This window comes from Actinokineospora inagensis DSM 44258 (assembly GCF_000482865.1).
GTDB classification, from domain to species: domain Bacteria; phylum Actinomycetota; class Actinomycetes; order Mycobacteriales; family Pseudonocardiaceae; genus Actinokineospora; species Actinokineospora inagensis.
Window position 1 is genome coordinate 1 of sequence record NZ_AXWW01000039.1, and the last position, 23,515, is coordinate 23,515.

At 68.1% G+C, this 23,515-nt stretch carries 18 protein-coding genes; 11 read left to right on the forward strand and 7 right to left on the reverse strand.

Annotation, left to right across the window (positions count from 1 at the left end):
* From H504_RS0116655 to H504_RS35500, 3 genes are all read left to right on the forward strand, one after another.
* A partial coding sequence (locus H504_RS0116655) for a transposase family protein (RefSeq protein WP_026423693.1) occupies positions 1-296 on the forward strand: 296 nt, incomplete at its 5' end.
* Between the two features lie 528 nt (positions 297-824).
* On the forward strand, positions 825-1,250 hold the full coding sequence (locus H504_RS44045) for a 2-oxo-4-hydroxy-4-carboxy-5-ureidoimidazoline decarboxylase (protein WP_026423694.1): 426 nt from the start codon (positions 825-827) through the stop codon (positions 1,248-1,250).
* A 412-nt stretch (positions 1,251-1,662) separates the two neighbouring features.
* Positions 1,663-3,600: an EAL domain-containing protein gene (locus H504_RS35500; protein WP_051385951.1), complete on the forward strand. Its 1,938-nt coding sequence runs from the start codon at positions 1,663-1,665 to the stop codon at positions 3,598-3,600.
* Between the two features lie 227 nt (positions 3,601-3,827).
* Here the strand turns inward: H504_RS35500 and H504_RS0116670 are convergent, their stop codons facing one another.
* The 3 genes from H504_RS0116670 to H504_RS0116680 form a co-directional block, all read right to left on the reverse strand.
* Complete coding sequence (locus tag H504_RS0116670) at positions 3,828-4,085, reverse strand: hypothetical protein (RefSeq protein WP_026423695.1); 258 nt, start codon at positions 4,083-4,085, stop codon at positions 3,828-3,830.
* 212 nt (positions 4,086-4,297) lie between these two features.
* Positions 4,298-5,296, reverse strand: a complete 999-nt coding sequence (locus tag H504_RS0116675) for a LacI family DNA-binding transcriptional regulator (RefSeq protein WP_026423696.1) — start codon at positions 5,294-5,296, stop codon at positions 4,298-4,300.
* 31 nt (positions 5,297-5,327) lie between these two features.
* Positions 5,328-5,846: a hypothetical protein gene (locus H504_RS0116680; RefSeq protein WP_026423697.1), complete on the reverse strand. Its 519-nt coding sequence runs from the start codon at positions 5,844-5,846 to the stop codon at positions 5,328-5,330.
* A 159-nt stretch (positions 5,847-6,005) separates the two neighbouring features.
* Here H504_RS0116680 and H504_RS0116685 point away from each other — a divergent pair, with 159 nt between their 5' ends.
* Both H504_RS0116685 and H504_RS38750 read left to right on the forward strand, forming a co-directional pair.
* On the forward strand, positions 6,006-6,308 hold the full coding sequence (locus tag H504_RS0116685) for a hypothetical protein (RefSeq protein ID WP_026423698.1): 303 nt from the start codon (positions 6,006-6,008) through the stop codon (positions 6,306-6,308).
* Positions 6,260-7,174 carry a hypothetical protein gene (locus tag H504_RS38750; RefSeq protein WP_157440468.1) on the forward strand — a complete coding sequence of 305 codons (915 nt, stop codon included), beginning with the start codon at positions 6,260-6,262 and terminating at the stop codon, positions 7,172-7,174. The genes H504_RS0116685 and H504_RS38750 overlap by 49 nt, the downstream gene beginning before the upstream one ends.
* Before the next feature lie 53 nt (positions 7,175-7,227).
* Here H504_RS38750 and H504_RS0116695 read toward each other — a convergent pair whose 3' ends face one another.
* Positions 7,228-9,489, reverse strand: coding sequence for a glycosyl hydrolase family 18 protein (locus H504_RS0116695; RefSeq protein ID WP_084467802.1), 2,262 nt, complete (start codon positions 9,487-9,489; stop codon positions 7,228-7,230).
* A 737-nt stretch (positions 9,490-10,226) separates the two neighbouring features.
* Between H504_RS0116695 and H504_RS0116700 the strand changes: the two genes are divergently transcribed.
* Positions 10,227-10,988 (forward strand): hypothetical protein, encoded by a 762-nt coding sequence (locus tag H504_RS0116700; protein WP_035304642.1) that lies wholly within the window; start codon positions 10,227-10,229, stop codon positions 10,986-10,988.
* A gap of 36 nt (positions 10,989-11,024) precedes the next feature.
* Here the strand turns inward: H504_RS0116700 and H504_RS0116705 are convergent, their stop codons facing one another.
* Positions 11,025-11,807, reverse strand: coding sequence for a hypothetical protein (locus H504_RS0116705; RefSeq protein WP_026423702.1), 783 nt, complete (start codon positions 11,805-11,807; stop codon positions 11,025-11,027).
* Positions 11,804-12,454, reverse strand: a complete 651-nt coding sequence (locus H504_RS0116710; RefSeq protein WP_026423703.1) for a hypothetical protein — start codon at positions 12,452-12,454, stop codon at positions 11,804-11,806. Before H504_RS0116710 ends, H504_RS0116705 begins: the two co-directional genes overlap by 4 nt.
* A gap of 231 nt (positions 12,455-12,685) precedes the next feature.
* Here H504_RS0116710 and H504_RS0116715 point away from each other — a divergent pair, with 231 nt between their 5' ends.
* The 4 genes from H504_RS0116715 (at position 12,686) to H504_RS35515 (ending at position 19,267) form a co-directional block, all read left to right on the forward strand.
* Positions 12,686-13,552, forward strand: coding sequence for a hypothetical protein (locus H504_RS0116715; protein WP_035304623.1), 867 nt, complete (start codon positions 12,686-12,688; stop codon positions 13,550-13,552).
* Positions 13,553-13,740: 188 nt separating this feature from the next.
* Complete coding sequence (locus H504_RS38755) at positions 13,741-17,082, forward strand: galactose oxidase-like domain-containing protein (RefSeq protein WP_157440469.1); 3,342 nt, start codon at positions 13,741-13,743, stop codon at positions 17,080-17,082.
* A complete protein-coding gene (locus H504_RS0116725) occupies positions 17,082-17,540 on the forward strand; it encodes a hypothetical protein (RefSeq protein WP_026423706.1) in 459 nt (152 codons plus the stop codon). The genes H504_RS38755 and H504_RS0116725 overlap by 1 nt, the downstream gene beginning before the upstream one ends.
* Positions 17,541-17,560: 20 nt before the next feature.
* A complete protein-coding gene (locus H504_RS35515; RefSeq protein ID WP_051385953.1) occupies positions 17,561-19,267 on the forward strand; it encodes a bifunctional copper resistance protein CopD/cytochrome c oxidase assembly protein in 1,707 nt (568 codons plus the stop codon).
* A 1-nt stretch (position 19,268) separates the two neighbouring features.
* On the opposite strand, the gene H504_RS35520 is transcribed toward H504_RS35515, so the two are convergent.
* Positions 19,269-20,138: a hypothetical protein gene (locus H504_RS35520; RefSeq protein WP_051385954.1), complete on the reverse strand. Its 870-nt coding sequence runs from the start codon at positions 20,136-20,138 to the stop codon at positions 19,269-19,271.
* Positions 20,139-20,244: 106 nt separating this feature from the next.
* On the opposite strand from H504_RS35520, the gene H504_RS0116740 reads away from it, so the two are divergent.
* Positions 20,245-23,457: a S8 family peptidase gene (locus H504_RS0116740; protein WP_035304626.1), complete on the forward strand. Its 3,213-nt coding sequence runs from the start codon at positions 20,245-20,247 to the stop codon at positions 23,455-23,457.
* Positions 23,458-23,515: the final 58 nt, after the last annotated feature.

A 23,515-nucleotide genomic window follows, 5' to 3' on the forward strand; every position in this document is an offset into this window, starting at 1 on the left:
ACTGCCTGAGAGAATCCGGAATGCTGGATGACCGTGACGTGACCGCCTGGATGGGCGACAAGGGCTATGTCGGCACCGGGATGCTGACACCGATCAGGAAACCCAAACACCGCGACCTGCTCGACTGGGAGAAGGACTTCAACCACCACCACAACAAGAAGCGAGTCATCGTCGAACACGCCATCGCCAACCTCAAAACCTGGCGCATCCTCCACACCGACTACCGACGCCCCATCGACACCTTCGCCACCACCATCTCCGCAGTCCTCGGCCTACAGTTCTACAGGCAAGCGTGAATAACCCTCTGTGTATTTGGGGGCTTTGCCGGCGGTTGATCTTGGTGTGAGGGTCACTGGGCCTCGGCTGCGCCTCGGGGTTCGGCCTGGTCGCCTGCGGCGACGCCGGCCTGGGGCGCCGGATTTTGCGGGCTGTGCCCGCTGGGGTGAAGTTGCTTTGTTTGGGGCCCCTGACAGCAGCCTGGGTAAGGCTAAAAGGCGGGGCCACTGGAAAGCGTGGCTTACCCGCCTGCGAGCTTAGGCTGCTGTCCCCCAAACAAAGCAACTTCACCCCAGCGGGCGGTTGGTGTCGGCGGGTTTCGAGGGGCGCGGTGCCGGTTTTGTGTGGTGGGTTATCGCGCGGGGGTTTCTGGGGCTGGTGGTGCCGGTTCTGCGTGGTGGGTTGTGGCGCGGTGGTGGTGTTGTGGGCTGGCTGTGTCTGGTTCTGTGCGGTGGGTTGTCGCGTGGTGGGGTTGTTGTTGTGGGCTAAGGGGTTGGGGGAGGGAGTGGGGTGTAGATCTTGTCGGACGTCGGGTGTCTACTGGGGGGATGGCGTCGTTGTTGGAGGTGGTCAATGGGGGGTTCGGGGTGGGGGTGGTTGACGGGTTGGGGCGGTGTTGTGGGTCGCGGCGGTGGGTGGGGGAGGGGGGGGCGCAGCGGCCGTTTCGGTCGTTGGGGGAGCTTGATGAGGTTTCCGCCGCAGTACTGGCCACATTGGACTGGGCGGAGGTGTTGGTCGAGGTCCGGTCGGTGGGGCGGGTGCGGGACAGGTGGCCTGGTCTTGGGCGGGCCGAGTTGATCTACGAGTGGCGGTTCGGGCATCGGTTTGTGATCTGTGGGCGGGGGTTGACCCGGGATGCGGCGTTGGGGGCGCTGCGGCATCGGTCGGGGCATGACCGGGGGACGGAGCGGGCGGTGGTGGTGGGGGAGTTGGCGCGGATCGTGGCGGTTCGGTTGCGGGGGTTGGTGCTGTGAGGGTCCACAATGGACTGATGGCGGCCAGGTGGCGATCTGCCACGTGGCAGGGTGTTGATCACTCTGGGTAGGGCGGGGTGGGCCAAGGATGACCCGAATGGACGTGGGGGTTTGTCAGTAATCTGGGCGGCGTCGTCGCCGAAGTAGGGGTGCTCTCCGTGGTCGTGTCCACCAGTCGGGTAGTTCCGGGCGTGAATCCTGGACCGTGGTTGCCGCGTGTTCCGGCTGAGCTGCACCGTGTGTGCCGATTTTTGGGTTGCTGTCGCCCGGACGTCCTAAGTGTCACCCGTTCGGCGTAGAAAACCGCCGGACTTGTTGGGCCGATGGGGTGGCGCTTGGTACTCGATCGGGTGCAAAGTGGTACCTCCTCAGTAGTACCTGCGTAGTCGGAACCGATAGAGGACGGTCTGGCGTGGACCGCGCTGAGCTGGCAACCGAGTGGGCCGCCGCGTTGACCAGGGTGGTCGGCGTGTCGCGCCCGTCGGTCGGGCGCGAGTTGGAGTCGATGCTCGCGGTCCTGCTGGACCGACCGGGCGATGTCGGCGCGCGCCTGGTCGCCGCCGGGTACCACACGCCGGAGTGCCTGCAGGCCACCGTCGAGCTGTTCGCCAGCCGTCTGGCCACAGTGGACTCAGCGCCGACCGTGCTGGCCACCCTCGCCAGCGGTTTCGCCGAAGCCATCCGCGGCACCCGCCTGCACGAACCGGGGACAGCGTTGTCACTTGACGTCGAGCGGGACCTGCGCGCCAGCGAGGCCCGGTTCCGCGAGGTCTTCACCACTTCCGCGCTGGGCATGATGATCACCGACCTCGACTTCGGCGTCGCGCGCGCCAACGAGGCGTTGGAGGTCATGCTCGGCCACGAGCCGGGCACGCTGTTCGGGCGCGACCTCGACGACCTGTTCCACCCCACCGAGCGCGAATACCTGCGCGAGCGCTACGCCGAACTCGCCGCCGGGCTCTGCCAGCAGTTACACGAGCGCACCCAGTTCGTCCGCGCCGACGGCGAGACCACCTGGGTGCGCATCGCCGTGTCGCTGCTGCGCGACCGCGACGACCTGCCCGGCCACTTCGTCACCATGGTCGAGGACGTCTCCGACCTGTACCTGCTGGAGAACCGGCTCAGCTACCAGGGCACGCACGACCCGCTCACCGGACTGCCCAACCGGCAGGCGTTCCTCAGCCGGTTGGAGGAAGCCCTCGGCACCGGCGCCGCCCTCTCCGTGTTCCACCTGGGCCTGGACGATTTCGCCGTCGTCAACGACGGGGTCGGCCGGGAAGCCGGTGACCACCTGCTCCGCGAGGTGACCAAGCGGCTGCGCGAGGTCGTCGGCGACCACCCCGGCGCCATCGCCCGGATCGCGGGCGACGAGTTCGCGATCATGCTGCTGCACGGGCCGGACGGCCTGGACATCGGCTCGGTGGCCGGTGACATCAACGACGTGCTCGCCGAAGCGACCTATGTGGACGGTGAGGGGATCGCGGCGTCGGCCACCATCGCCGTGCTGAACCTGCCATCACCCGGCAGCGACCCCGACGAACTGTTGCGCGCCACCGACATCGCGCGGCGGCGGCTCAAGCTGCAGGGCCGCCGCCAGTGGTGCCTGGTCGACCCGGAGCAGAACCACCGCTACCGCGAGCACTACCGCCTCGCCGCGGGCATCCCCGGGGCCTGGGAGAACGGCGAGCTCGACCTGGACCTCTGGCCCGTGCTCGCCCTCACCGACCGCACCCGGCTGGCCACGCACGCCCAACTCCGCTGGGAACACCCCAAACTGGGCACCCTGGACAGCACCCGGGTCCAGGAGATCCTCCGCGACACCGGTCTGGGAGTCCCCTTGGGACACTGGGTGCTCCGCCACGCCGCCCAACTGGTCGCGGACATGCGGTCGTCGCTGTACCTGGAGCTGACCCCGGAGCAAGCCGCCGACCCCGATCTCGTCGCCGCCGTGCGCCGGGTGCTCGGCGAGACCGGCCTCGACGCCGACCGGCTCGAACTCGGGATGCCGGTGCAGTCGCTGTGCGGGCCGGACATGCCCGCCGAGGACAACCTGCACGTCCTGGTCGACATCGGCGTCCGCTCCGTGCTCACCGGCTTCGGCCGCAGCCGCGGCGACCTGGCCTGCCTGGAAGACCTGCCGATCCACACGGTCCGCGTCTCCGACCACGTCGTCCGCCGCCTCGCCAAACCCGACCCGACCGCCCTGTTCACCCGCGCCACCCTCGGGTTGATCCCGATGGTGCGGGAGGTGGGGATCTCCGTGCTGGTCACCGGCCTCGCGGACGCCGCGCAGGTCCAGTGGTGGGCGGACGCCGGAGCCGACCTCGCCTCCGGCCCGATCTTCCACTGACCAAGAGCGAGCCGTACATGATCGAACCGGCTGATGGGCCCCCGGATTTCAAGCCTAGGGGAGGGGACCGACAGAACCCGGTGACCGCTGATCGGCCTAGCGGTGCGGGTTCCGCTTGGCCGCGCGGACCCGGCGCGCGGGCCTGCGACGGTGAGCGAGCCGCGGACGTGATCGACGGGTGGTGACCTTCGGGTCCGGCGTGACCGGACCCGAGCACCACGAGTCGGTCAGGCGGCGAGGACGGTGCCGATGGCGGTGTGGCCCGCCGGGGTCAGCACGGCCGGGACGAGCTCGCCGAAGCGGCCGTGGGTGGCGGTGATGAGGCCGTCGTGGGTGAGCTGGTGTGCGGTGAACTGGTCGCAGCACGGGACGCCGTCGATGTAGAGGTCGGGTTCGCGGCCGCTGGCCAGTTGGGCGCGGCCGTCGGCGACGGCGCGCAGCATGGCGCGAACCCGGTGGCTCGGCTGATCGGCGGGCTCACTCATGGCAGATCTCCCCCTCGGGGTGGGCTTGTTCGGGTCTCCCTTGATGGGATGCGTGACCCCTTCCTGGGGTTGCATCGGATTCCACCCCCACCGATGTTATGAACGTGACCTCATTGTGAGACAAGAGGCAGCGGCGCGTCGCACAGATACCACCCTAAGCGGTGAGGCCGAGTGTGAATAAAGTGGTAACCGGGTATGCGCGCCGGTTGCGTTCAGGTTGACGAACGCTGTACGAGCTTCGTCGGGAGCAGGACCGACGACGGCAGCGGCTGCTCACCGGCCAACTGGGCCAACAGGTGTTGGGTTGTGGTGCGCCCCAACTCCTCCACGTCCTGACGCACGGTGGTCAGTTGTGGCGCGGTGGTAGTGGCGAGCACGGAGTCGTCGAATCCGACTAGCGCTATGTCATCGGGGATGCGCTTACCGTGCTCGGCAAGGGTCCTTAATGCGCCTACGGCAATAATGTCCGCTGCGGCGAAGACACCGTCGACGTCCGGGTATTTCTGGAGCAGTTCGGCCATGGCGCGCGCGCCGCCTTCGACGCTGAAGTCCGCGTAGGCGATCATGTCGGCGGTCTCGACCATCCCGGCCTGCCAGCCGTTGAGCCTGTCCACGCCCGCTGCCATGTCCTGCGGCCCCGCGATCGTCGCGATCCGGCGGCGGCCGAGACCGATGAGGTGCCGCGCGGCCTCGACGGCGCCGGTGAAGTTGTCGGAGTCGACGTAAGGGACGTTGACGTCCTCTAAGGGTCTACCGACAAGGACGACAGGTAACCCTGCCTCCATAAGACGCGCCGGAAGCGGATCTCCCCGGTGGAGACTGACGACGACGGCACCGTCAACGTGTCCACCGCACAGGTAGGACTCAAGAGCACCGTCCACGCGGTCTTGGTCCATCAGCAACACGAGTTGCCTGCGGCTACCGACCATGCCCGCGTACACGCCGCGCAGGATCTTCGCGAAGAACGGGTCACTGAACAGGCGGTCGCCGCGCTCGGACACCACGAGCGCGATCGAGTTCGTCCGCCGGGTCACCAGGTTGCGCGCCGCCTGGTTCGGCACGTAGCGCAACTCGGCGATGGCCCGGTCCACCGCCAGCTTCGCCCGCTTGCTCACCCCGGGCAGGTCGTTGATCACTCGCGACACGGTCGACCGGGACACCCCGGCCGCGCGCGCGACCGCCTCCAACGTGGGGGCCTGCGATCCGCGCATCCTCACTCCGATCCCATGCCCCTGCCTCGCGTCAACGCCGGTGCCGCTCCTGGGCCTTGTTCGCCAGCCCGAACAGGATGCGCTGCATCACGTCGTCGCCGTCGTCGGGCAACGGGTCCCGCGCCGCCTCGATCGCCGCCGCGGGCGACGGCTTGCGCTGCCGCCGGGGCAGCGGCACCGCCGACGCGCTCATGCCCGCCGGTAACGGCAGGCTCGCCCACAGCAGATAACGGCCGACCCCCAACTGGGTGACGCCCACCCGTGGACCATCCGGCACCGGCGGCACCCGCACCACCGGCGGCGTCTCGATCTCGATCACCAGGTCCGGCCCGGCCACCCTGATCCGCGCCGTCAACATCCCCGGCCGCGCCGGGTCCACCGCCGCCACCACGGCCTTCGCCAGGTTCCGCCCGGCCTCCGCCGCCGCGTCCCGCAACGGCCGCAGCTTCCACTCGGTGGCCGAAAACCGCACGAACATCTCGGTGCACCCCACGGCGGTGGGCAGGGCGACCAGTTGCAGGTCGTCCATCTGTTCGGTCCGGTTGTTCATCCCGTGCGTCCTTCCCGGTCCCCCGCGCGTGCGCAGATGGTGCCACGTCACCCATCAGTAGCGGCACCCCAGGTCGTTCCCTTTACTGTGAGTGCGCGCAGTCCGTCAATTCGTCACCCACCGCGTCCTGCCATCCCCGCAATGGTGTAACTCTGCCTCGTGCGGCCCTCAACAGATGAAGGTACTCAGCTCAACGCCGAGTTCACCACCAAACCCGATCGCGACACGATCTCTTTGTTCCTGGAGAGCGCGGGTGGCAGCAAGGAGCCCGCCCGCAACCACGAGTACCCCCATGCGATCCGGCTCCTGGCCCGCCGTCTCGGCGCGCTCTCTGCCGTCGTCGTGTCGGCGGTCGTCGAGTCGAAAGACCTGGCCGACCTGCCCGAGGAACAGCGCACGATCATCGCCACCCCTTGGCGCTGCACCCCGATGTCGACGTGCAAGACGTCTACCGCCGGTTGACCCAGCCCCAGGCGCGCATCTCGAAGCAGCCGGGCCAGACCAACAGCAACAGGACCAAGCGCATCCGGCTCCGTTTGCGCGTCCCCGGTTACGAACCGGCGGACGCGGCCAAGCTGGCCGACCTGTTGGCTCGGGGTCTTTCCGGCCCAGACGCCCGGGACCTGTTGGCGCCCTTCGCCGGGGAGAAGTTGCAGGCCATCGACGGCAGCCTGGACATCGCCACCCGGCTCACCCCGGATGCGATCTGGGTGGCGCCCAGCGACGGCTTGGACGAGCACCCGGTGCTGTTCTCGGCCATCCAGCCGGTCCTCGACCAGGTGTACGGGCAAGGCTCGATCGCGGCGGGTGACCTGCCGGACGAGTTCGTCGGCACGGTGCTGAAGGAACTGCCGGACATCGACTTCGACGCGCGGACCGGGCGTTTCACCAAACGCACCGCCGGCCCGGTCGACAAGGACTTCGCTGTCTTCGACCGGAAGGCCACGGTCAAGTACCGGGTCGAGCAGGATGCGTTGCGCAAGCTCCTAGTGGGGCCAGGTGAAACCGCCAGTTGTGACCTGTGTGGCGAAGACCTCCCCGTCAGGTTCCTCGTCGCTGCTCACATCAAGCAGCGGTCGCAGTGTACGGACCAAGAGCGCGGAGACCTCAAGAACGTTGCCATGCTCGCGTGCCTTCTCGGCTGCGACAAGGCGTTCGAGCTTGGCATCGTCACCGTTGACACAGGTGGCCGTGTCCGTGTGGCCAAGAGTGACGGCATGACGGGGAAGTTGGCTCAACACTTGGACTACCTGTCCGGACGCACGTGCACGGCACACGGTCCCGACAGCGAAACGTACTTCAAGTGGCACCGGGAGCGGTGGGCCTGAGAAACGCGGATGGGCTCCCCGCGTGCGGGGAGCCCATCCGGTGTGGTGGGGATTTACTTCAGGCCGGTGTCAACGGCGGTCATCAGGGTGCCGGGGTCGCCGGACATCTCCCAGGCCATGATGCCGAGGAGGTTCTTCGTCTTGAGCCAGGCGGTCTTCTGCTGGATGGTCCACGGGTCGTCGAAGGTCCACCACTGGCCGCTGGTGCCGCCGGTGAAGCAGGCGGTGGCGACGGCCTGGGTGTCGTGGTAGATGGTGCAGTTGGGCAGGCTGGAGAGCAGGTTGCTGTAGCCGCGGGTGCCCGCTTCCTCAGCGAACTGGCCCGGGGCCGCGCCCTGCGCCGACTGCCACTCGCCCTTCTTGCCGTTGTCCGGCACGCCCTGCCAGCCGCGGCCGTAGAACGCCAGACCCAGGGTCAGCTTGCGCGGGTTGGCGCCGCGGTCGGTGTAGGCCTTGATGGCGCGCTCGACGCTGAACTTGGTGGCATTCGGGTCGTCCACGTCGTCGTACAGGTTGGCCTGGTGGCCGGTCTGGTTCGGCTCCCACGAGTTGTCGCTGCCGGAGCCGTGGAAGTCGTAGCCCTGCACGTTGGCGACGTCGAGGTAGTCGAAGACCTTGGGGATGTCCCAGCCGAGCTGGACCTTGTTCGGGTCGGCCGGGGTGAACGCGTGCAGCTCGTACCGCTTGCCGGTGGTCTTGCTCTTGGCGTCGAGCTGGGTGCGGAACTCCTTGAGCAGCGCGGTCAGGTTGTCCTTGTCGTTGGCGGCCGAGTAGTGGTTGCCCGGGTGCCCGTCGGGGCTGCCCGGCCACTCCCAGTCGATGTCGATGCCGTCGAAGATGCCCGCGGCGGTACCCGGGCCGCCGGCGCCGCCGTAGGCCTTGATGTTGCCGTCGATGTAGGCGTCGATGCAGGACGCGACGAACTTCTTGCGGGACGCGTCGGTGGCGGCCACGTCGGAGAAGTACTTCGAGTAGGTCCACCCGCCGATCGACATGATGATCTTCAGGTTGGGGTACTTCGCCTTGAGCTTCTTGAGCTGGCCGAAGTTGCCGCGCAGCGGCTCCCAACCGGTGTCGCCCACGCCGTCGACGGACTGGGCCGCCGACATCGGACGCGAGTAGTCGGCCTCGGCGTCGCTCGCCCCGTCACCCTGGTTCGGGTCCTCGGGGTTGCTCGTCGTGCTCTTGGTGACGCCCGTCAGGCAGGTGAGGTTCGTCGGGTCGATGTTGTTGAACGCGTAGAGCAAGTGCGTCAGCTTCGCCGCGGCGCCGGTGGTGACCAGGTTCTTGACGAAGTACTGACGCCCATAGATGCCCCACTGCACGAAGTAACCGACGCGGGCGTAGCCGCTGACGATGTCGGTGGTCTTGGCAGTAACGGGCGCGCTCTGGGCGGACGCGTTGTCGTAACCGTCGCGGGCTCGCACGGTGAAGCTGTACGAGGTGGACGGCGACAGGCCGGTGACCTTGGCCGTGGTGGTGGTGACGGTCGCGTTGGCAGCACCGTTGACGAACACGTCGTAGGCCACCACGCCGGTGTTGTCCGTCGACGCGGTCCAGGCGAGGGTGACGCTACCGGAGTCGGCCGCGGTGGAGCGCAGACCGGCGGGAACGGTGGGTGCCTGGGTGTCGTCGGACGGGTTGTTGGTGGTCACGGTGAGCGGGGTGCTCGCCGCGGACGCCAACCCGTTGGTGTCCTTGGCCTTCACGGTGAAGGTGTAGGCCGTGTTCGGCGTCAGGTTGGCGACGCTGGTGGTCAGGTCGGCCGTGTTCGTCAGCAGGGCGGTGCCCTGGTAGACGTCGTAGCTGGCGATCGGCAGCGAGCCCATCGCGGCCGCGTCCCACGCCAGTGTGATGGTCTTGGTCGTCTTCACCGTCGCACGCAGGTTCGCCGGGGCAGCGGGCGGTGTGTCAGGAGTGCCATCACAGTTGCCGTTGTCGACGCGGCACTTCGTGGGCGTCGCCGTGGCGCTAAGACGGAAGGACGGGTTGTACGGGTAGGTGGAGCGGCCCGGCTGAAGAGTGTTGATGTAGTACGCCGGGCTAAGGGTGACGCGGGTGCCGGTCTGGCTGACGGTGGAGTTCGCGTTAGCGGTTGCGGTTACGCCCGCCGGCAGCTCGAAGCTGATAGCCCAACCGGTGACGGCTGCGCTACCACTGTTGGTGACCGTGTACTCGCCGGTGGTGCCGGTCAATGCGAGCGTCGCGCGGAGTGCGCCCGCCGCCGAAGCCGGTTGGTTCGCGATGACTAGTGCGCCGGTGGCCAGCAGGAGGCTCACCGCCGCGGTGGACAAGCGACGAAGGGTGCGTCTCATGGCGTTGGCTCCATGGGGATGACGGAGATATAGCCGATGTGGTCTAGACCACAAGTGAATCTAGCGCGCGGAACGGTTTAGGTCTAGACCAATGCGCTCGCTGGAAATCACCAGATTGGCGGCGGCGCCGACCTTCTCGGTTCGGTCGGGCCGGATGTCGCGGTGGGTGTTCTCCGCACGCTCTTTCGCTATTCGTCGAACCCGTTCCGCGGCGATCTTGGGGACGGTCTCCGGGTGTGGTTGCGGCTGGTTTGTGGCGGATTGTGCTGGTCGGTGATGATGTTGGAGTCGTTGTCGGACAAGCGGTTGTGCGCGGGTGGACCTGGTGGCGGTCGCGATGGTGGCGATCTTGTCGCGGAGTGCTGCGGGCGGGAGTTGTCCACATAGCCCGCAGGTTGTCCACAGGCGAGGGATTGTCACTGTTCGGGCTGCTCAGCGGGGGATAGCCTGGCGGCGGAAGGGTGGTCGCGGCGGATAACTGGGAATGGGGTGGTCGGGGGAACGCGACAATTCGGGCCGGGTGCTCGACGAATTCGTGAATACGCGCCATGCGAGATGCTTGATGACGAGAGGTAGTGGACCTGTCGCCCGGCGGCACCGGGTGTCGGCGCCCGAGTGGTCTGCGGTGTGCGCCGTTCGAGGGAACGACCAGGAATTGTCAACTGTCAGTGACGGGGTGGATGGGTACCGTTGACGGGCGGACTTGATCGACCGACTGATGAGGGTGAGTTGCCGTGGTGAGCGCTGACGAACTGCCGCCGTACCGCGCCGTGCTGGCCGTGGACGCCGAGCGGTACGGGTCGAACACCGACCCCGGCCAGCGGCGGCTGGCCGAGGCCATCCCGGAGGTCATCCGGGTCGCGTTCGCCAAGAGCGGCCTGGCAGGCGCCTGGGAGGAGCGGCTCTACGCCCAGGACACCGGCGACGGGCTCGGCCTGTGCCTCGACCCCCGGCACCTGCCGGCCCTGGTCGCGCGGCTGTTCGGGGTGCTGCAGGAGGTGCTCACCGCGCGCGACGTGTGGATGCGCGAGGCCGACCGCGCCCTGCGGCTGCGGCTGCGCGCCGCCCTGCACGTCGGCCCGGTCCTGCAGCCCGGCGGCGGCCGTGCCCTGGTCACCGCCCACCGCCTGCTCGACGCCGCCCCCCTCCGCGACGCCCTCAAGCGGTCCGACCCCGACCGCACCTTCCTCGCCGTCATCCTCTCCAACCGCGTCCACGACGACGTCATCGCCGCCGGCTACGCCACCCTCCCCACCACCCCGGTCGACGTCCACATCAAGGAGTACGAGGCCGCCGCCCACCTGCACATCCCGCACCCCACCGGCGACCTCCTCGCCTCCGGCCTGGTCCCCGCCGCCCCGGACCCCACCCCCCCCCCCCCCCCCCAGCCCCGCCAAGACCCCCGCCTGGCCCCCGTCCACAACGTCATCACCGGCGGCCAGCACTCCGGCACCACCATCCAGGTCGGCCACCTCCACGGCGGCCTCAAGAACGCCTGACCGGTCGCCCCCGGGGGACTACCGGCCAGGCCTCGCTCACCCTGCCGCCTGCATCGGGAACGGCCCGAGCAACCCGGCGCTCTCCACCCGGGCCTGACCGGTCCGCGTGATCCGGTACACCTCCTCGTTGACGTGCACCAGGGCGCGATCGTCCAGACTGGCCGCGGTCCGCCGGAAATTGGCCCGCATCTTCTCCGGCAGCCACTGCTTCAGCTTCCCCGCTGGAGCACCGGCATCGCCGCAGTGGTAGAGCAGTGCCAGGATGTGATCGCTCGCCGGTAGGTCTCGGCGCAGCACCTTCGGCACATCACCGAATTCCTGCACGACCGGTATCTTCCGGGTCACCAGCGTGTCGACCAACCGTTGCGCCACATCGGCCGACACATGCCCACTGAGCCGCACGAACTCCGCGAGCACCCAGTCCAACACCCCGATGACCAGCGTCGAGTCCTGCAGGTTCGGGTCGATCCCATCCGCCAAGTGCGCCGCGTCCCGGCTGTTCCGGATGTCGTAAACCACCCGTAGCGCTCGCGGTAGGTAGATCCGCACGGACTTCGGGTGGTCGGCCTCCCGGAGCCGGGACAGCCGATTCGCGATCTCCTCGGTCTTGAGGTTGTCGTCGAGCGAGGTGAACGTCCCCGTGGTGATCTGCTGGAGGATGCGGTAGGCGGCTTCGCAGAACCGCCCACCTTCTACCTCGGTCGGCCGCAGCTTGCCGAGGTAGAAGTTGTCCTTCGCGTCCTTGTACGTGCCGAGCAGTTCGCGCACCAGCGCCTTGTCGTACGCGACCGCCAGCACCGCCTCAACCGACTCGCTCATTCGTCGATCCCGGCGTTCACGGGTTCCTTCGCGCTGCTCGGCCTCGCCGCACCCGATCGTTTCCGACGAGGAGCCGGGTGCTCGGTGAGCGCGGCCCGCACGGCCGCCCGGTCGGGCAACGCCGCCACCACCGCTTCGCCCCGGTGCGACAACTGCTTGGCCCCGTTGTCCGCGGCGACCAAGAATCCGTGGCCGCGGGTCGCGCTGTCCAGGTCACGAGTCGGGTTGCCGAAGGCCGCCATGGCGGCCTCTCGGTTGATCTTCTCGATGTCCGACATCTTGAACTGGGTGGTACCGCGGTACTCGGCCAGGTAGTACGCCAGGCACGCGATCCGTTCCGCGGCGTTGTCCGGCCTCTTCTGCTTGATGAACTCCTTGACGTTGCCCGGCTCGGTCTCGGCCCGCGCCGCTGAAGCTCCTGTTGGCGCGATGGACGACTCGTACCCCAGTGCCTGCAGCAGCAGCGACACCGCCTGCCGCAAGCTCTCCGGCGGCAGGGGGCGTAGCGCGTCGTACGCCAGGTAGACGGCCTCCAACTGCTTCCGGAACGGGTCCGGGCTGTCGGCGGTGTGGATGGTCCGCAACTCGACGTCGGGGGCGGGCGACGGTACGACGGTCAGCTCGGTGGGTTCCTCAGGTTGTGACACCGATGTCCTCCTCGTTCTCCCGCGCCGATGTGGCCCGGGTGTGGACATCGCACCGTGGGGTTGTCGCAACTTTGTCGCACATAGGTCGTGGCAGTGTGGTTGATTGGGTCCCAATCAGCGGGAACCATACTTTCGTGGAGATTTTCGGACGTGTTGCGAATCGGTAGCATCGGCGTGGTGAGCCGGAGGTGATCAGTGGTGTCGCGGCCTCTTCACGTTCGTGAGACGGGTATGCGCCTGCGGGAACTGTTGCTGCGCAACTCGGCATACCGCGAGCAGTGGCGGCGTTCGCGGCATCGGACCGCTGATGGCGGTGAACAGGCCGCCATCAGCCAGGTGATCGCGAAGTGGCTGTTGGACACCGGCGAGGCCAGGCGGACACCGCGCAGCCTCAAGGACCTGGTCTCACGGGCGCTCTCGGGTGAGGTGCTCACCGGGGTCACGCTGACGTTGTTCATGGACGCGTTCTCGATGACCGATGAAGATCGTCTTTCGCTTCTGGCGCTGTGGGCGTCCGCTGGTGGTATCCAGGGTGTTGTGGACACGTTGTGCAACCGCCGGGAAATGGTGCTGCCGCAGCGGCACCGGACGGTTTCCGTATTCGAGCGGTATTCGGTGGGTCAGACGGGCGCGCTCGTCAGCAGGCACACGCTCCACGTCATTCGCGCGGTGGCGGAAGGCGTGGACTCCTACATGTTCACGCACGAGCCGCGGGAGGTGCGGATCGAGGTGCTGCAGGGCGGCAAGCCTGGACCGACCTTCGTCCACGGAGGTGGGTTGCACTCCACGGAGATCAAGTTGGACCAGCCGTTGGCGCTGTGGGAAGCCGCGTCGCTGGAGTACCGGGCCTGGTTCGTGGGTGCGGAGCCGATCACCGAGGTGCGGCGGGCGGCGCTGGGGCGGACCGAGAACCTGACCATCGCCGTGGAGTTCGACGGCTGGGTGCCCGGTGTGGCGTCGTGGGGTGCGTGGACCGACCACCTGGCGGGCAGGCGGGTGCGGGCGGAGCGGGTGCCGGTCACCGGGCCCGCCATTCGGCAGGTGTGGCCATCGGTGGAGAACTCCGTGGTGGGGCTCACCTGGGAGCCGTCGAGGTAGCGGTGTCCGTTTTGCGTCGTTGTGGTGAGTGGGCGCCCTGGGTGTTCGGTGTGCGGAAATTTCCTACCCTGTAAGGAAATTCGTCGGCAGTACCGCTGTTCGGACTAATTTTGTGGAACGCGAAACGTTGGTGGGGAAGGGGCGATGTACAGGCGACGTGGTCGGCCTGTGGTGGGTGAGGACGGGTTATGAGGGTGGTTCGGGCTCGCCGGGTGCGGGTGGGAGTGGCGGCGGGTATCGCGGCCGTGTTGGTGGGGGTGGCGGTACCGGGGTACGCGGTGGCGGCGGCGCCTACCTTCGTGCAGCAGGTGAGTGCTCGGGCGGTGGCTACGAGCAAGGCGGTGACGCTGCCGAACAATGTGGTGACCGGGAACCGGATCGTGGTTCAGGTTGGCGTGTGGAGCAGTGGGAACGCCAAAGCGAAGACGGTCAAGGACGCGGCCAACAACACGTATACCGAGTTGGCTTCGGTGGTGGCGTCGGACGGTACCGAGTTGAGTGTGTGGAGTGCTCCCGTTGTCAACGGCGGTGGCACCAAGCCCGCGATCACGGTGACGCCGACGGCGAAGGCGGACATCGGGGTCGCGGCGGCGGAGTACTCCGGGTTGTCGCAGGTCGCGGACGCGACGGTGGTGGACCAGAAGGCGCAGGCGACGGGGACCAGCACGGTCGCCGGGGTCGTCACCTCGGGTCCGACGCCGGTTACCACGGGCGACGGGATCGCGATCGGGTTCTATGCGGACTCCGGGTTCAGCAAGACGTTGACGGCGGGCGCGGGGTTCACCTCGCGCGTGAACGTGTCGCCCGCGTCCGACATGGAGTACGTCCTGGAAGACAGGGCGGTTGGCGCGGGCGAGCAGCCGAGCGCGGGAGTGACCACCGGTGCGGGTGTGCCGTGGTTGATGGCGACCATTGTGTTCAAGGCGGCGCAGGGTGGCGGTAACGGGCCGACCGCGCCGAGTGCACCGACTTCTGTTGTCGCCCAGGCCGGTAACGCCACCGCGACGCTGAACTGGACGGTGCCGCCGAACGGTGGTAACCCCATCATCTCTTACACCATCACGCCGTACGCGAACGGCACTGCGCAGGCGCCCATCATCCTTAGTGGATCGACGCCGACGTTGCAGGTGCCGAATCTGACCAACGGCACCTCTTACACCTTCACGGTCGCGGCGACGAACACCATCGGTACGAGTGTGGCGTCGGCCCCGTCGAACGCGGTTACGCCTACGGCCTCGCCGCAGGGACAGTGGGAACCGGCGATGAACTGGCCGTTCGTCGCGGTGCACATGATCGCGCTCAACAACGGCAAGTACATCCTGTGGGACGGGTGGCACCAGCCGGAGCCCACCTACCTGTGGGACCCGGCCACCAACAACTTCACCACGATCATGGCGCCGGACAGCATCTTCTGCGCCGCCAACGCGCACCTGCCGGACGGCCGCGTGCTCGTCGTCGGTGGTTACGGCGTGGTCTCGACCGGTGAGTTGGGCATCAAGGACACCACGATCTTCGACCCGGCCACCAACTCGTGGAGCCGCGTCGCGGACATGCACTACCCGCGCTGGTACCCGAGCGTGACCGAGCTGCCGGACGGCCGCTACGTCACCATCTCCGGCAACACCTCGGACGCCTACACCTGGGCCGAGCACCCCGAGGTCTACGACCCGGGCAACAACACCTGGACCGTGCTGTCCAACGTGAACACCTCGCAGATCCACGAGGTGGAGTACCCGTTCGCGTACCTCGCGCCGAACGGCAAGGTGTTCACCATGGGCCCGTCCGAGGACGTGTCCTACTGGCTCGACGTCAACAACCAGACGTGGACCCCGGTCGGCGCGAGCGGTGTCGTCAACGGCTCGTCCACCATGTACCGCCCCGGCAAGATCCTCTACAGCGGCGGCTCGGCCACGGTGTCCGACGGCGCCCCGGCGATGGCGAACACCTCGGTGATCGACCTGACCGCGGCGACCCCGACCTGGCGCCGGACCGCGCCGATGAACGTCGCGCGCGACTTCCACACGCTGACCACGCTCGCCGACGGCAAGGTCCTCGCGGTCGGCGGCGCCCCGTCCAGCGACCAGAGCAAGCTCAACACCAACATCCTGACCGCGGAGATCTGGGACCCGGCCACCGAGCAGTGGTCCACCGCCGCGTCGATGGCCGTGCCGCGCCAGTACCACCAGACGGCGCTGCTGATGCCGGACGGCCGGGTGCTGGTCGCGGGCGGCGGTCACCACATCAGCGCGACCGTGCCGGGGCAGCCCTCCGGCCAGATCTACTCGCCGCCGTACCTGTTCAACGGGTCCCGGCCGTCGATCACCACCGCGCCCGCGAGCACCGCCTACGGCCAGAGCATCTCGTTGGCGACGCCGGACTCGGCCGACATCAGCGCGGTCAACCTCGTGTCGGTGGGCGCGGACACGCACCAGAGCGACATGGACCAGCGGTTCGTCCCGCTGCAGTTCACCAAGGGCGTGGGCACGCTGACCGTGCAGACCCCGTCCGGGGCGAACATGGCGCCGCCCGGTGACTACATGGTGTTCATCGTGAACTCGGCCGGGGTCCCGTCGGTCGCTAAGACCGTGCGAATCCTGCCGTCGATCACGGCGCCGTCGGCCCCGTCCGGTGTCGCTGCCGTTGCCAGTAACGCCTCCGCGACGGTGAGCTGGTCCGCGCCAAGCGACGGCGGCAACCCCATCACGGGCTACACCGTCACGCCGTACGTGGGCACTACGGCGCAGACGCCGGTCGCCGTGACGGGTACCACCGCGCAGGTCACCGGTCTGACCAACGGCACCTCTTACACCTTCAAGGTCACCGCCACCAACGGCATCGGCACCAGTGGCGAATCTCAGCCGTCGAACGTGGTAACCCCGTCGGCGACACCCATTCCTGGCTACGTGCAGCAGGTGTCGGGTCGTGGGCCGGGTGCCGAGCGCGCGGTGACCACGACGTCGGCGGTGCAGACCGGTGACCGCATGGTGGTCCAGGTCGGCGTGTGGAACACCAGCAGCGGTAGGGCTACCGGCGTGCGCGACTCCGCGGGCAACGTCTACACCAAGGTGTCCAGTGTCGTCGCGTCCGACAACACCGAGCAGAGCATCTGGACCGCGCCGATCACCTCCGGCGGCGGGCAGAAGCTGACGGTCACCGCGTCGGCGTCATCGTCCGCGGACGTGGGTGTCGGTGCGGTCGAGTACTCCGGTCTCTCTCTGGCGAGCGGGCTGGGTGCCGTGGACAAGTTCGTGTCCGCCGTCGGGAGCTCGGCCGCGGCCTCGTCCGGCCAGACCGCGGCGACCACGGATGACAGCCAACTCGCGGTCGGCTTCTATGTCGACTCCGGGTTCAGCCGCAACCTCACGGCAGGCGCGGGCTTCACGCAGCGCCTGAACTCCTCGCCCGCGGGCGACATGGAGATGGTGATCGAGGACCAGCCCGCCGCCATCGGCGCCCGGCCCAACGCGACGGTGAACTCGGCGGCGAACACGCCGTGGATGGTCACCACCGTCGTGTTCCGGCACGGCTGATGACCTCGGTCGAGACCCCGGCCAAGGGCACCGGGTCGTCGCTCGCGCGGCGGCCCGGTGTCCGAGCCGGGGTGGCCGCCGCGGTCGCCGCCGCCGTCGCCGCCCAGTTCTGGCTGTTCGGCGGCTCCGACGAGGCGACCCCGGCCGCCGCCGTGTCCGGCTACTTCCAGGCCGCCATGGACAAGGACTGCCCACGGGCGTTCGACCTGCTCACCGACCCCGTGCGGGGCGCGTACGGCACGGTCCAGGGGCTGTGCGAGCGGGCCAAGGCGGACACCATGGTGTCCTTCCAGGTGGGCGCCACGGTGACCACGCCGGAGGGCGCGAAGGTAACGGTGACCCTGGTCCGGCCGAACCTCACCCTGGTCGACGCGGTGACGATGGTCCAGGTCGACGGGAACTGGAAGATCGCCTCCTTCGAGGTGCTGTCCTCGGATCGGGGCCACGGGCGACCCTGACGACCGGGAAGGTTGTGTCTATGGAACGGACCCGGTTCGCGCCGCTGCTCGCCGTCGGCGTGTTCTCCGGCGCGCTTCTCGCAGCCGGTCTTACCGCCGTCGCCCCCGTGCCCTTGATTGGGCTACCGGACGCAGGTGGCCTTGTCCGGGTCGGCCTCCCAGCAACGCGCGTGTTCGCCGAGGTCGCCTCCGTGCTCGTAGTGGGCGCGTTACTCAGTGCAGCCGTCTTGGCACCACGCGAGCGCGCAGGCATGCGGATCGCGGGCACCCTGGCTGGCTGGTGGGCGGCGTTGGCAGCGGCCATGGTCGTATTGACCTGTGCGGACGCACTGGGCAAGTCCATATTCGGTGTCCTCCCCGTGCTGGGGTCGACGGTGGGCCGCCTGTCCGTAGCGTTGGCGTGGCTCGTAGTGGCCAACGTGGCTGGACTGGTGTGGGTGGGCGTACGTCTCGACGGGAAGCCTGTCGCACTGTTGGTGCTGTCGTTGATCGGTATCGCCCCAGTCGCCTTAACCGGCCACTCGTCGGCCGGCGGCGACCATGACATCGCCAGCGACAGCCTCGTGCTCCACGTCGTTGCCATGTCTCTATGGGTCGGCGGCCTCATCGCACTGTTGGTCCTAACCAGCCGCTCTTATGCCGCCTCGACCGCGCGCCTGTACTCCGCCGTCGCACTCGGTTGCTGGGTGGCGGTCGTAGTGACCGGCGTAGTCAACGCGTCGCTCCGGTTGTCTTTGGGCGAACTCGGCACTCAATACGGACTGCTCGTGGTCGCCAAGACCAGTGCCGCACTACTCCTGGGATTCTTCGGCTACCTCCACCGAACCCGCACCCTGCGCGCGATGGACAACGGCCGACCAAGAGCACTGTTGCGGCTCGGGGCTGTCGAAGTGGTCCTTATGCTGGCCACCATCGGCTTGGCGGTAGGACTAAGCCGCACCCCCGGCCCCATCGGAGAGCGACGCAAGCTGTCGGCCACCGAGGTCCTTGTCGGCTTCCCCCTACCGGAACCTCTTACTCTGTCACGAATTCTCACAACCTGGCGCTTCGACCTGGTATTCGGCACAGCCGCTGTCGCTGCCGCCCTCTGGTACCTCGACCGCCTCCGCCGACGAACCGACCCATGGCCTCTTACCCGTACCGTCTCGTGGTTGGCCGGGTGCGCGGTGCTTCTAGTAGCCACGAGTTCCGGCCTGGGCAAGTACGAACCCGCCTTGTTCTCCGCGCACGTAACGGTGCAACTACTCGTGGGGCTCGTGGTGCCCGCGTTGCTGACCCGGGGCAAGCCGCTGGCACTCGTGGGGCCTATCGCGGCGTGGTTGCCTCGGCCATGGTTGGCCGCGCAGGCCACTGCTCTTATCCCAGTGGCGACCTACGCGTTGGGGCTGTACGACACGGTGGCCGGGCAACACTGGGCGCGGTTGGTGATCCTGGGTATCTCGCTGCTGTCAGGCCTGGTGTTGTTCGCCCGCACCAGCCGTGGGCCGGTATTGCTAGCCGCTGCCGGTTACGCTGTGTCGGGTGCGCTGCTGCTGATGCGAGAGAGCGCACTGGGTAAGAGCTTCTACACTCGGCTGGCGCTGGGGTGGCCGCATGACTTGATGGCTGACCAGAACCTCGCAGCGTGGCTGATGCTCGCCGCCGCCGCAGCCCTTGGCTCTTACGCAGTCCTAATCACTCAGTCCGCAGGTGCGGAAGCCGAGAGGTTGGTTCCTACGTCCGCCTGACTCACCGCACCGACTGCGGACGCTTACGTGTGCTGTACAGGGCGAAACTCCCCACGCCAACGAGAGCGAGAGCGGCCACAGCGGAAGCGATGGCAACGGCAACAGGCGGCGACAGCGGCGAAACCCCGGTGATCGACTCGACGCCCACCAGGAGGATCAGCCCCGTGTACGCGGCGATCGCGACCCAGACCAGGCGAAGGCGGCTGTCAGCGGCCAACTGGGTCCGGTCCAGCAGCCATGCGACAGCGGGCACGACCAAGATGGCGTGCATGGCGACGGCGTGCAGGGGCTTCAACGATCCAGCGGTGGTGTAGGCGACCTCTGGGTCGCCGGTGCGCGCGGCGACCACCCCGCGGGCGATCATGGCTGCCCCCGTCCCCAGCGCGGCGAGCAGGGCGAACAGCCCAAAACGGACTGCCAGGCGGAGGGTGGCCGACGACTGGCGGGTGCCGGTGATCGCGGAAATGGTGAAGGCGAGGGTGGTGAGGACAAGGACGCCGCCACCCGCCGCGAGCGTCATCGACACCGCCGTGTCGCCCGGTGTCTCGAAGTTGAAGTGGGAGGGCACCCCGCGCCAGGCCTGGACGCTGACCAGGATCACTTCCACGACGCTTGCGCCCGCGAACAGGCCGATCAGTAGGTTTCGACCTTTTACCGTGATGAACGACGTCGCCCAGGCGACCGTCGCCAGGGTAAGACCGAATGACAGGCCGAAGGTCGCTGCCTTGCGTAACGAGAGAGGGCCGAGCCACGTCCACCCTGTCACCAGCAGTACGCCGACGTGCACTAACCCGCTGGTGAACAAGACCGCGCCGATCGTGAAGGCGACCCGTTCGACCGGTCGGGCGTTGGTCCAGATTCCCCGCAGCATGCCGACAGTGTCACCCCGGCGTCCTTAGAGACCTGTCAGGTCACTGGCAATGGCAGCCTACGAATGGACCTAGACCGGCGTTGTCACCGTCGAGTTGGTTGGGCTGATGCGCCCAGTCCTGGCTCTTGTCACCGTCACGGCGGCCGCGTTGCTCGGTCTCGCGGTCCCCGGTTCGGCCGCGAGCGGCGACCCGCAGCAGCGCCCCGAGTACGTCGGTTCGCTCACCCTCGTCACCGGTGACCACGTCACGGTCACCAAGGTCGGCGCGCGGCTCGTGCCGTCCGTGCAGCCGGGGGCGGGGCGGGAGGGTGTGCAGTTCGCGACCTCCGGGGTCGACGACGACCTGTCCGTGGTCCCGTCGGACGCGTGGGCGCCGCTGCAGGCCGGGCGGGTGGACCGGCGGCTGTTCGACGTCGCCGCGTTGCTGCGGGACGGGTTCGGCGACGAGAAGCGCGCCGACCTGCCGCTGATCGTGCCTGCGGCGGCGCCCGGCGCGGGGATCGCATTGTCTGCTGTGGACTCGAAGGCGGTGGCGCTGGCCAAGGTCGACACGGGCTCGTTCTGGACCCGGTGGACCCGGTCGCGGACCGCCGGGCGGGTGTGGCTGGACGGGGTGCGCAGGCCGAGCCTGGACGTCAGCGTGCCGCAGATCGGGGCGCCGACCGCGTGGGCGGCGGGGTTCACCGGCAAGGGCGTGCCGGTCGCCGTGCTGGACACCGGTATCGACGGCACCCATCCGGACCTCAAGCGCGGCATCATCGCGAGCAAGGACTTCACCGGCGAGGGCGGCGAACTGGCTGATGCCGACGGGCACGGCACCCACGTCGCCTCGACGATCGCGGGCACCGGGTCGGCGTCGGCGGGTAAGTACGTCGGGGTCGCGCCCGAGGCGAAACTGCTGGTCGGCAAGGTGTGCGGGGTTCGCGGCTGCGCGGACTCCGCGATCCTCGCGGGCATGCAGTGGGCGGTCGACTCAGGCGCGAAGGTGGTCAACCTCAGTCTTGGCGGCACGGACACGGAGGACGTGGACCCGCTGGAGGCCGCTATTAACCGGCTCAGCGACCGCGCGTTGTTCGTAGTGGCGGCGGGCAACGACGGCAACTACGGCGCGGGGACCGTATCGTCCCCGGCTAGTGCGGATTCGGCGTTGGCCGTTGGGGCTGTCGACAAGTCGGACAACTACGCCGGGTTCTCCTCGCGCGGCCCCCGCGTGCACGACGCCGCGTTGAAGCCCGAGATCGTGGCACCGGGAGTGAGCATCACGGCCGCGCGGTCGAAGTTCTCCACGCTGGGTAAGAAGTCCGACAAGTACGTGACGATGAGCGGCACCTCGATGGCCACCCCGCACGTCGCCGGATCGGCCGCGTTGCTGGCGCAGCGGCACCCGGACTGGACACCGGCGCAGTTGAAGGCCGCATTGATGGCGTCGGCGAAACGGCTGGACGGGCCGGGTGCTTTCCAGGAAGGAGCCGGGCGGGTCGATGCGGGGCGGGCGATCAACCAGGTCGGCTATTCCGACCCGCCTGCGATCTCGGCCGGCCGCCAGTCGTGGCCGCACAACGACGATCCTGTTGAGGTCAAAAAGCTGTCTTATGTGAATACGGCGTCGGTTCCGTTGGTGCTCAGGTTGTCGCTGGCCGGGAACGCGCCCGCCGGGATGTTCGCGTTGTCGGCCCAGGATGTGACCGTGCCTGCGGGTGGTCGTTCCAGCGTCGATGTCACCATCGACACCCGGGTTCCGGCCGATGACGCCGAATACAGCGCGTGGGTTGTCGCCGAGGGTGGGGTCGAGCGGATCACCACGCCGGTCGCGGTGGATCGGGAACCGGAGAGCTATGACCTCACGGTGCGCACGGTGAACGCCGATGGCGTGCCTTCGGACAGCAACTACACACTGCTGTGGGGGGTCAGCGAAGACCGGTACCGTCCGATTTGGACGGTCAACGGCGTTGGCAAGGTCCGCGTGCACAAGGGCACCTACCACGTTGACACCGTCATCTCCGAACCCGTGTCCAGCGGGCTGATCGCCTCGCGCAAGGTCGTTCAGCCCACGGTCCAGGTCGACGGGGACACCACGGTGACCCTGGACGCCGCCCAGGCCAAACCCATTTCCGTCGATTTCGCCCGACCCGGCGTGCAACCGTATGTCGTCGGCACCGGATATGGCCGGAGACTGCCCTGGGGGACCCTGTACGCGGGCATTCTCGGCAACACGTTCGACCGGATCTTCACCACCCAACTCGGCGGACCGATCCCCAACGTGATCGCCGATGTCGGGGGAGCTTTCTACGTCCCGGACGCCTCGGGCGGGGTGGAGAGCGCACCGGTGAGCTACAACCTGGCGTGGTTCCAATCCGGCGAACTGCCGTCCGGTTTCAGCAGGCACATCGAGGACAGTGCGCTGGTCCGCGCGGATTCGACCTACCGGCAGTTGCAGACGAAGCGGAACGGGACGAAGTTGTGGCTGGTGTCCGAGCCGGTGTTCCAGACCGGTTCCGGGTACGGCCTCCCGGTGGCGCTCCCGTCGACCCGGACGGAATTCCACGGCGCTGATCCCGGGCAGCAGTGGTCGGCGGAATTCCAGCAGTCGCGGGTGGTGAAGAACCAGGTCATCACCGAATCGGTCTCCGACACCGACGTGGTCAAGCAGTCGCCCGGCCAGGCCTACACGGACAACTGGAACTCGGCGGCGTTCGGACCCGCGCTACCGCGTGACGGCGCGGCTGTCCGCGTCAACGACACGATCTCCCTTGGTCTGCCGATGCTTGCCGACGGCCCTGACCGGCTCGGGCAATCCCTCGTAGACACCGCCTCGACAGCCCTATACCGCGAAGGTGAGCTTGTCGGTAGGACGAGCGATCCGGGCACGGGATCTTTCGACGTCCCGGAGGCCGCAGCGAACTACCGGCTTGAGGCCACGATGGAACGCAGTGCGCCGCTGTCCGCGCGTCTGATGACCACGTGGACGTTCACCTCGGTGCGGCCGCAGACGTTCAGCAAGGGCGGCACGATCCTGCCTCTTATGGCTCTCAGGTTCGCACCCGATGGACTTGACCCGCGCAACCACGCCCCCACTCGAACGACCAAGGTAGGCGTGTCCGTCAGCCGTCAGCCCTCGGTGAAGGGCTCCGCGGTGACGTCGTTGACCCTCTCCGCGTCCTTCAACGACGGGGTGACCTGGGTCGACGTGCCCGTTGTCAACGGGGTGGGTGCCGTCACCGAGCCCGCAGGCACCGTGTACGTGTCCCTGCGCGGTAAGGCCACCGACGCCGATGGCAACACCGTCGAACAGACCACCATCCGCGCTTACGGCGGCTGATCGGCACCGATCGCCGAGGCCGCGACAGCCCAACCGGGTAATGCCTGACCCGGTAATG

Coding starts and splice junctions, on each gene's coding strand:
- H504_RS44045 (WP_026423694.1), top strand. CDS start 825: ATGGCGTCGTTGTTGGAGGTGGTCAATGGGGGGTTCGGGGTGGGGGTG.
- H504_RS0116670 (WP_026423695.1), bottom strand. CDS start 4,085: ATGAGTGAGCCCGCCGATCAGCCGAGCCACCGGGTTCGCGCCATGCTG.
- H504_RS0116675 (WP_026423696.1), bottom strand. CDS start 5,296: ATGCGCGGATCGCAGGCCCCCACGTTGGAGGCGGTCGCGCGCGCGGCC.
- H504_RS0116680 (WP_026423697.1), bottom strand. CDS start 5,846: ATGAACAACCGGACCGAACAGATGGACGACCTGCAACTGGTCGCCCTG.
- H504_RS0116695 (WP_084467802.1), bottom strand. CDS start 9,489: ATGAGACGCACCCTTCGTCGCTTGTCCACCGCGGCGGTGAGCCTCCTG.
- H504_RS0116705 (WP_026423702.1), bottom strand. CDS start 11,807: ATGAGCGAGTCGGTTGAGGCGGTGCTGGCGGTCGCGTACGACAAGGCG.
- H504_RS0116715 (WP_035304623.1), top strand. CDS start 12,686: ATGCGCCTGCGGGAACTGTTGCTGCGCAACTCGGCATACCGCGAGCAG.
- H504_RS38755 (WP_157440469.1), top strand. CDS start 13,741: ATGAGGGTGGTTCGGGCTCGCCGGGTGCGGGTGGGAGTGGCGGCGGGT.
- H504_RS0116725 (WP_026423706.1), top strand. CDS start 17,082: ATGACCTCGGTCGAGACCCCGGCCAAGGGCACCGGGTCGTCGCTCGCG.
- H504_RS35515 (WP_051385953.1), top strand. CDS start 17,561: ATGGAACGGACCCGGTTCGCGCCGCTGCTCGCCGTCGGCGTGTTCTCC.
- H504_RS35520 (WP_051385954.1), bottom strand. CDS start 20,138: ATGCTGCGGGGAATCTGGACCAACGCCCGACCGGTCGAACGGGTCGCC.
- H504_RS0116740 (WP_035304626.1), top strand. CDS start 20,245: ATGCGCCCAGTCCTGGCTCTTGTCACCGTCACGGCGGCCGCGTTGCTC.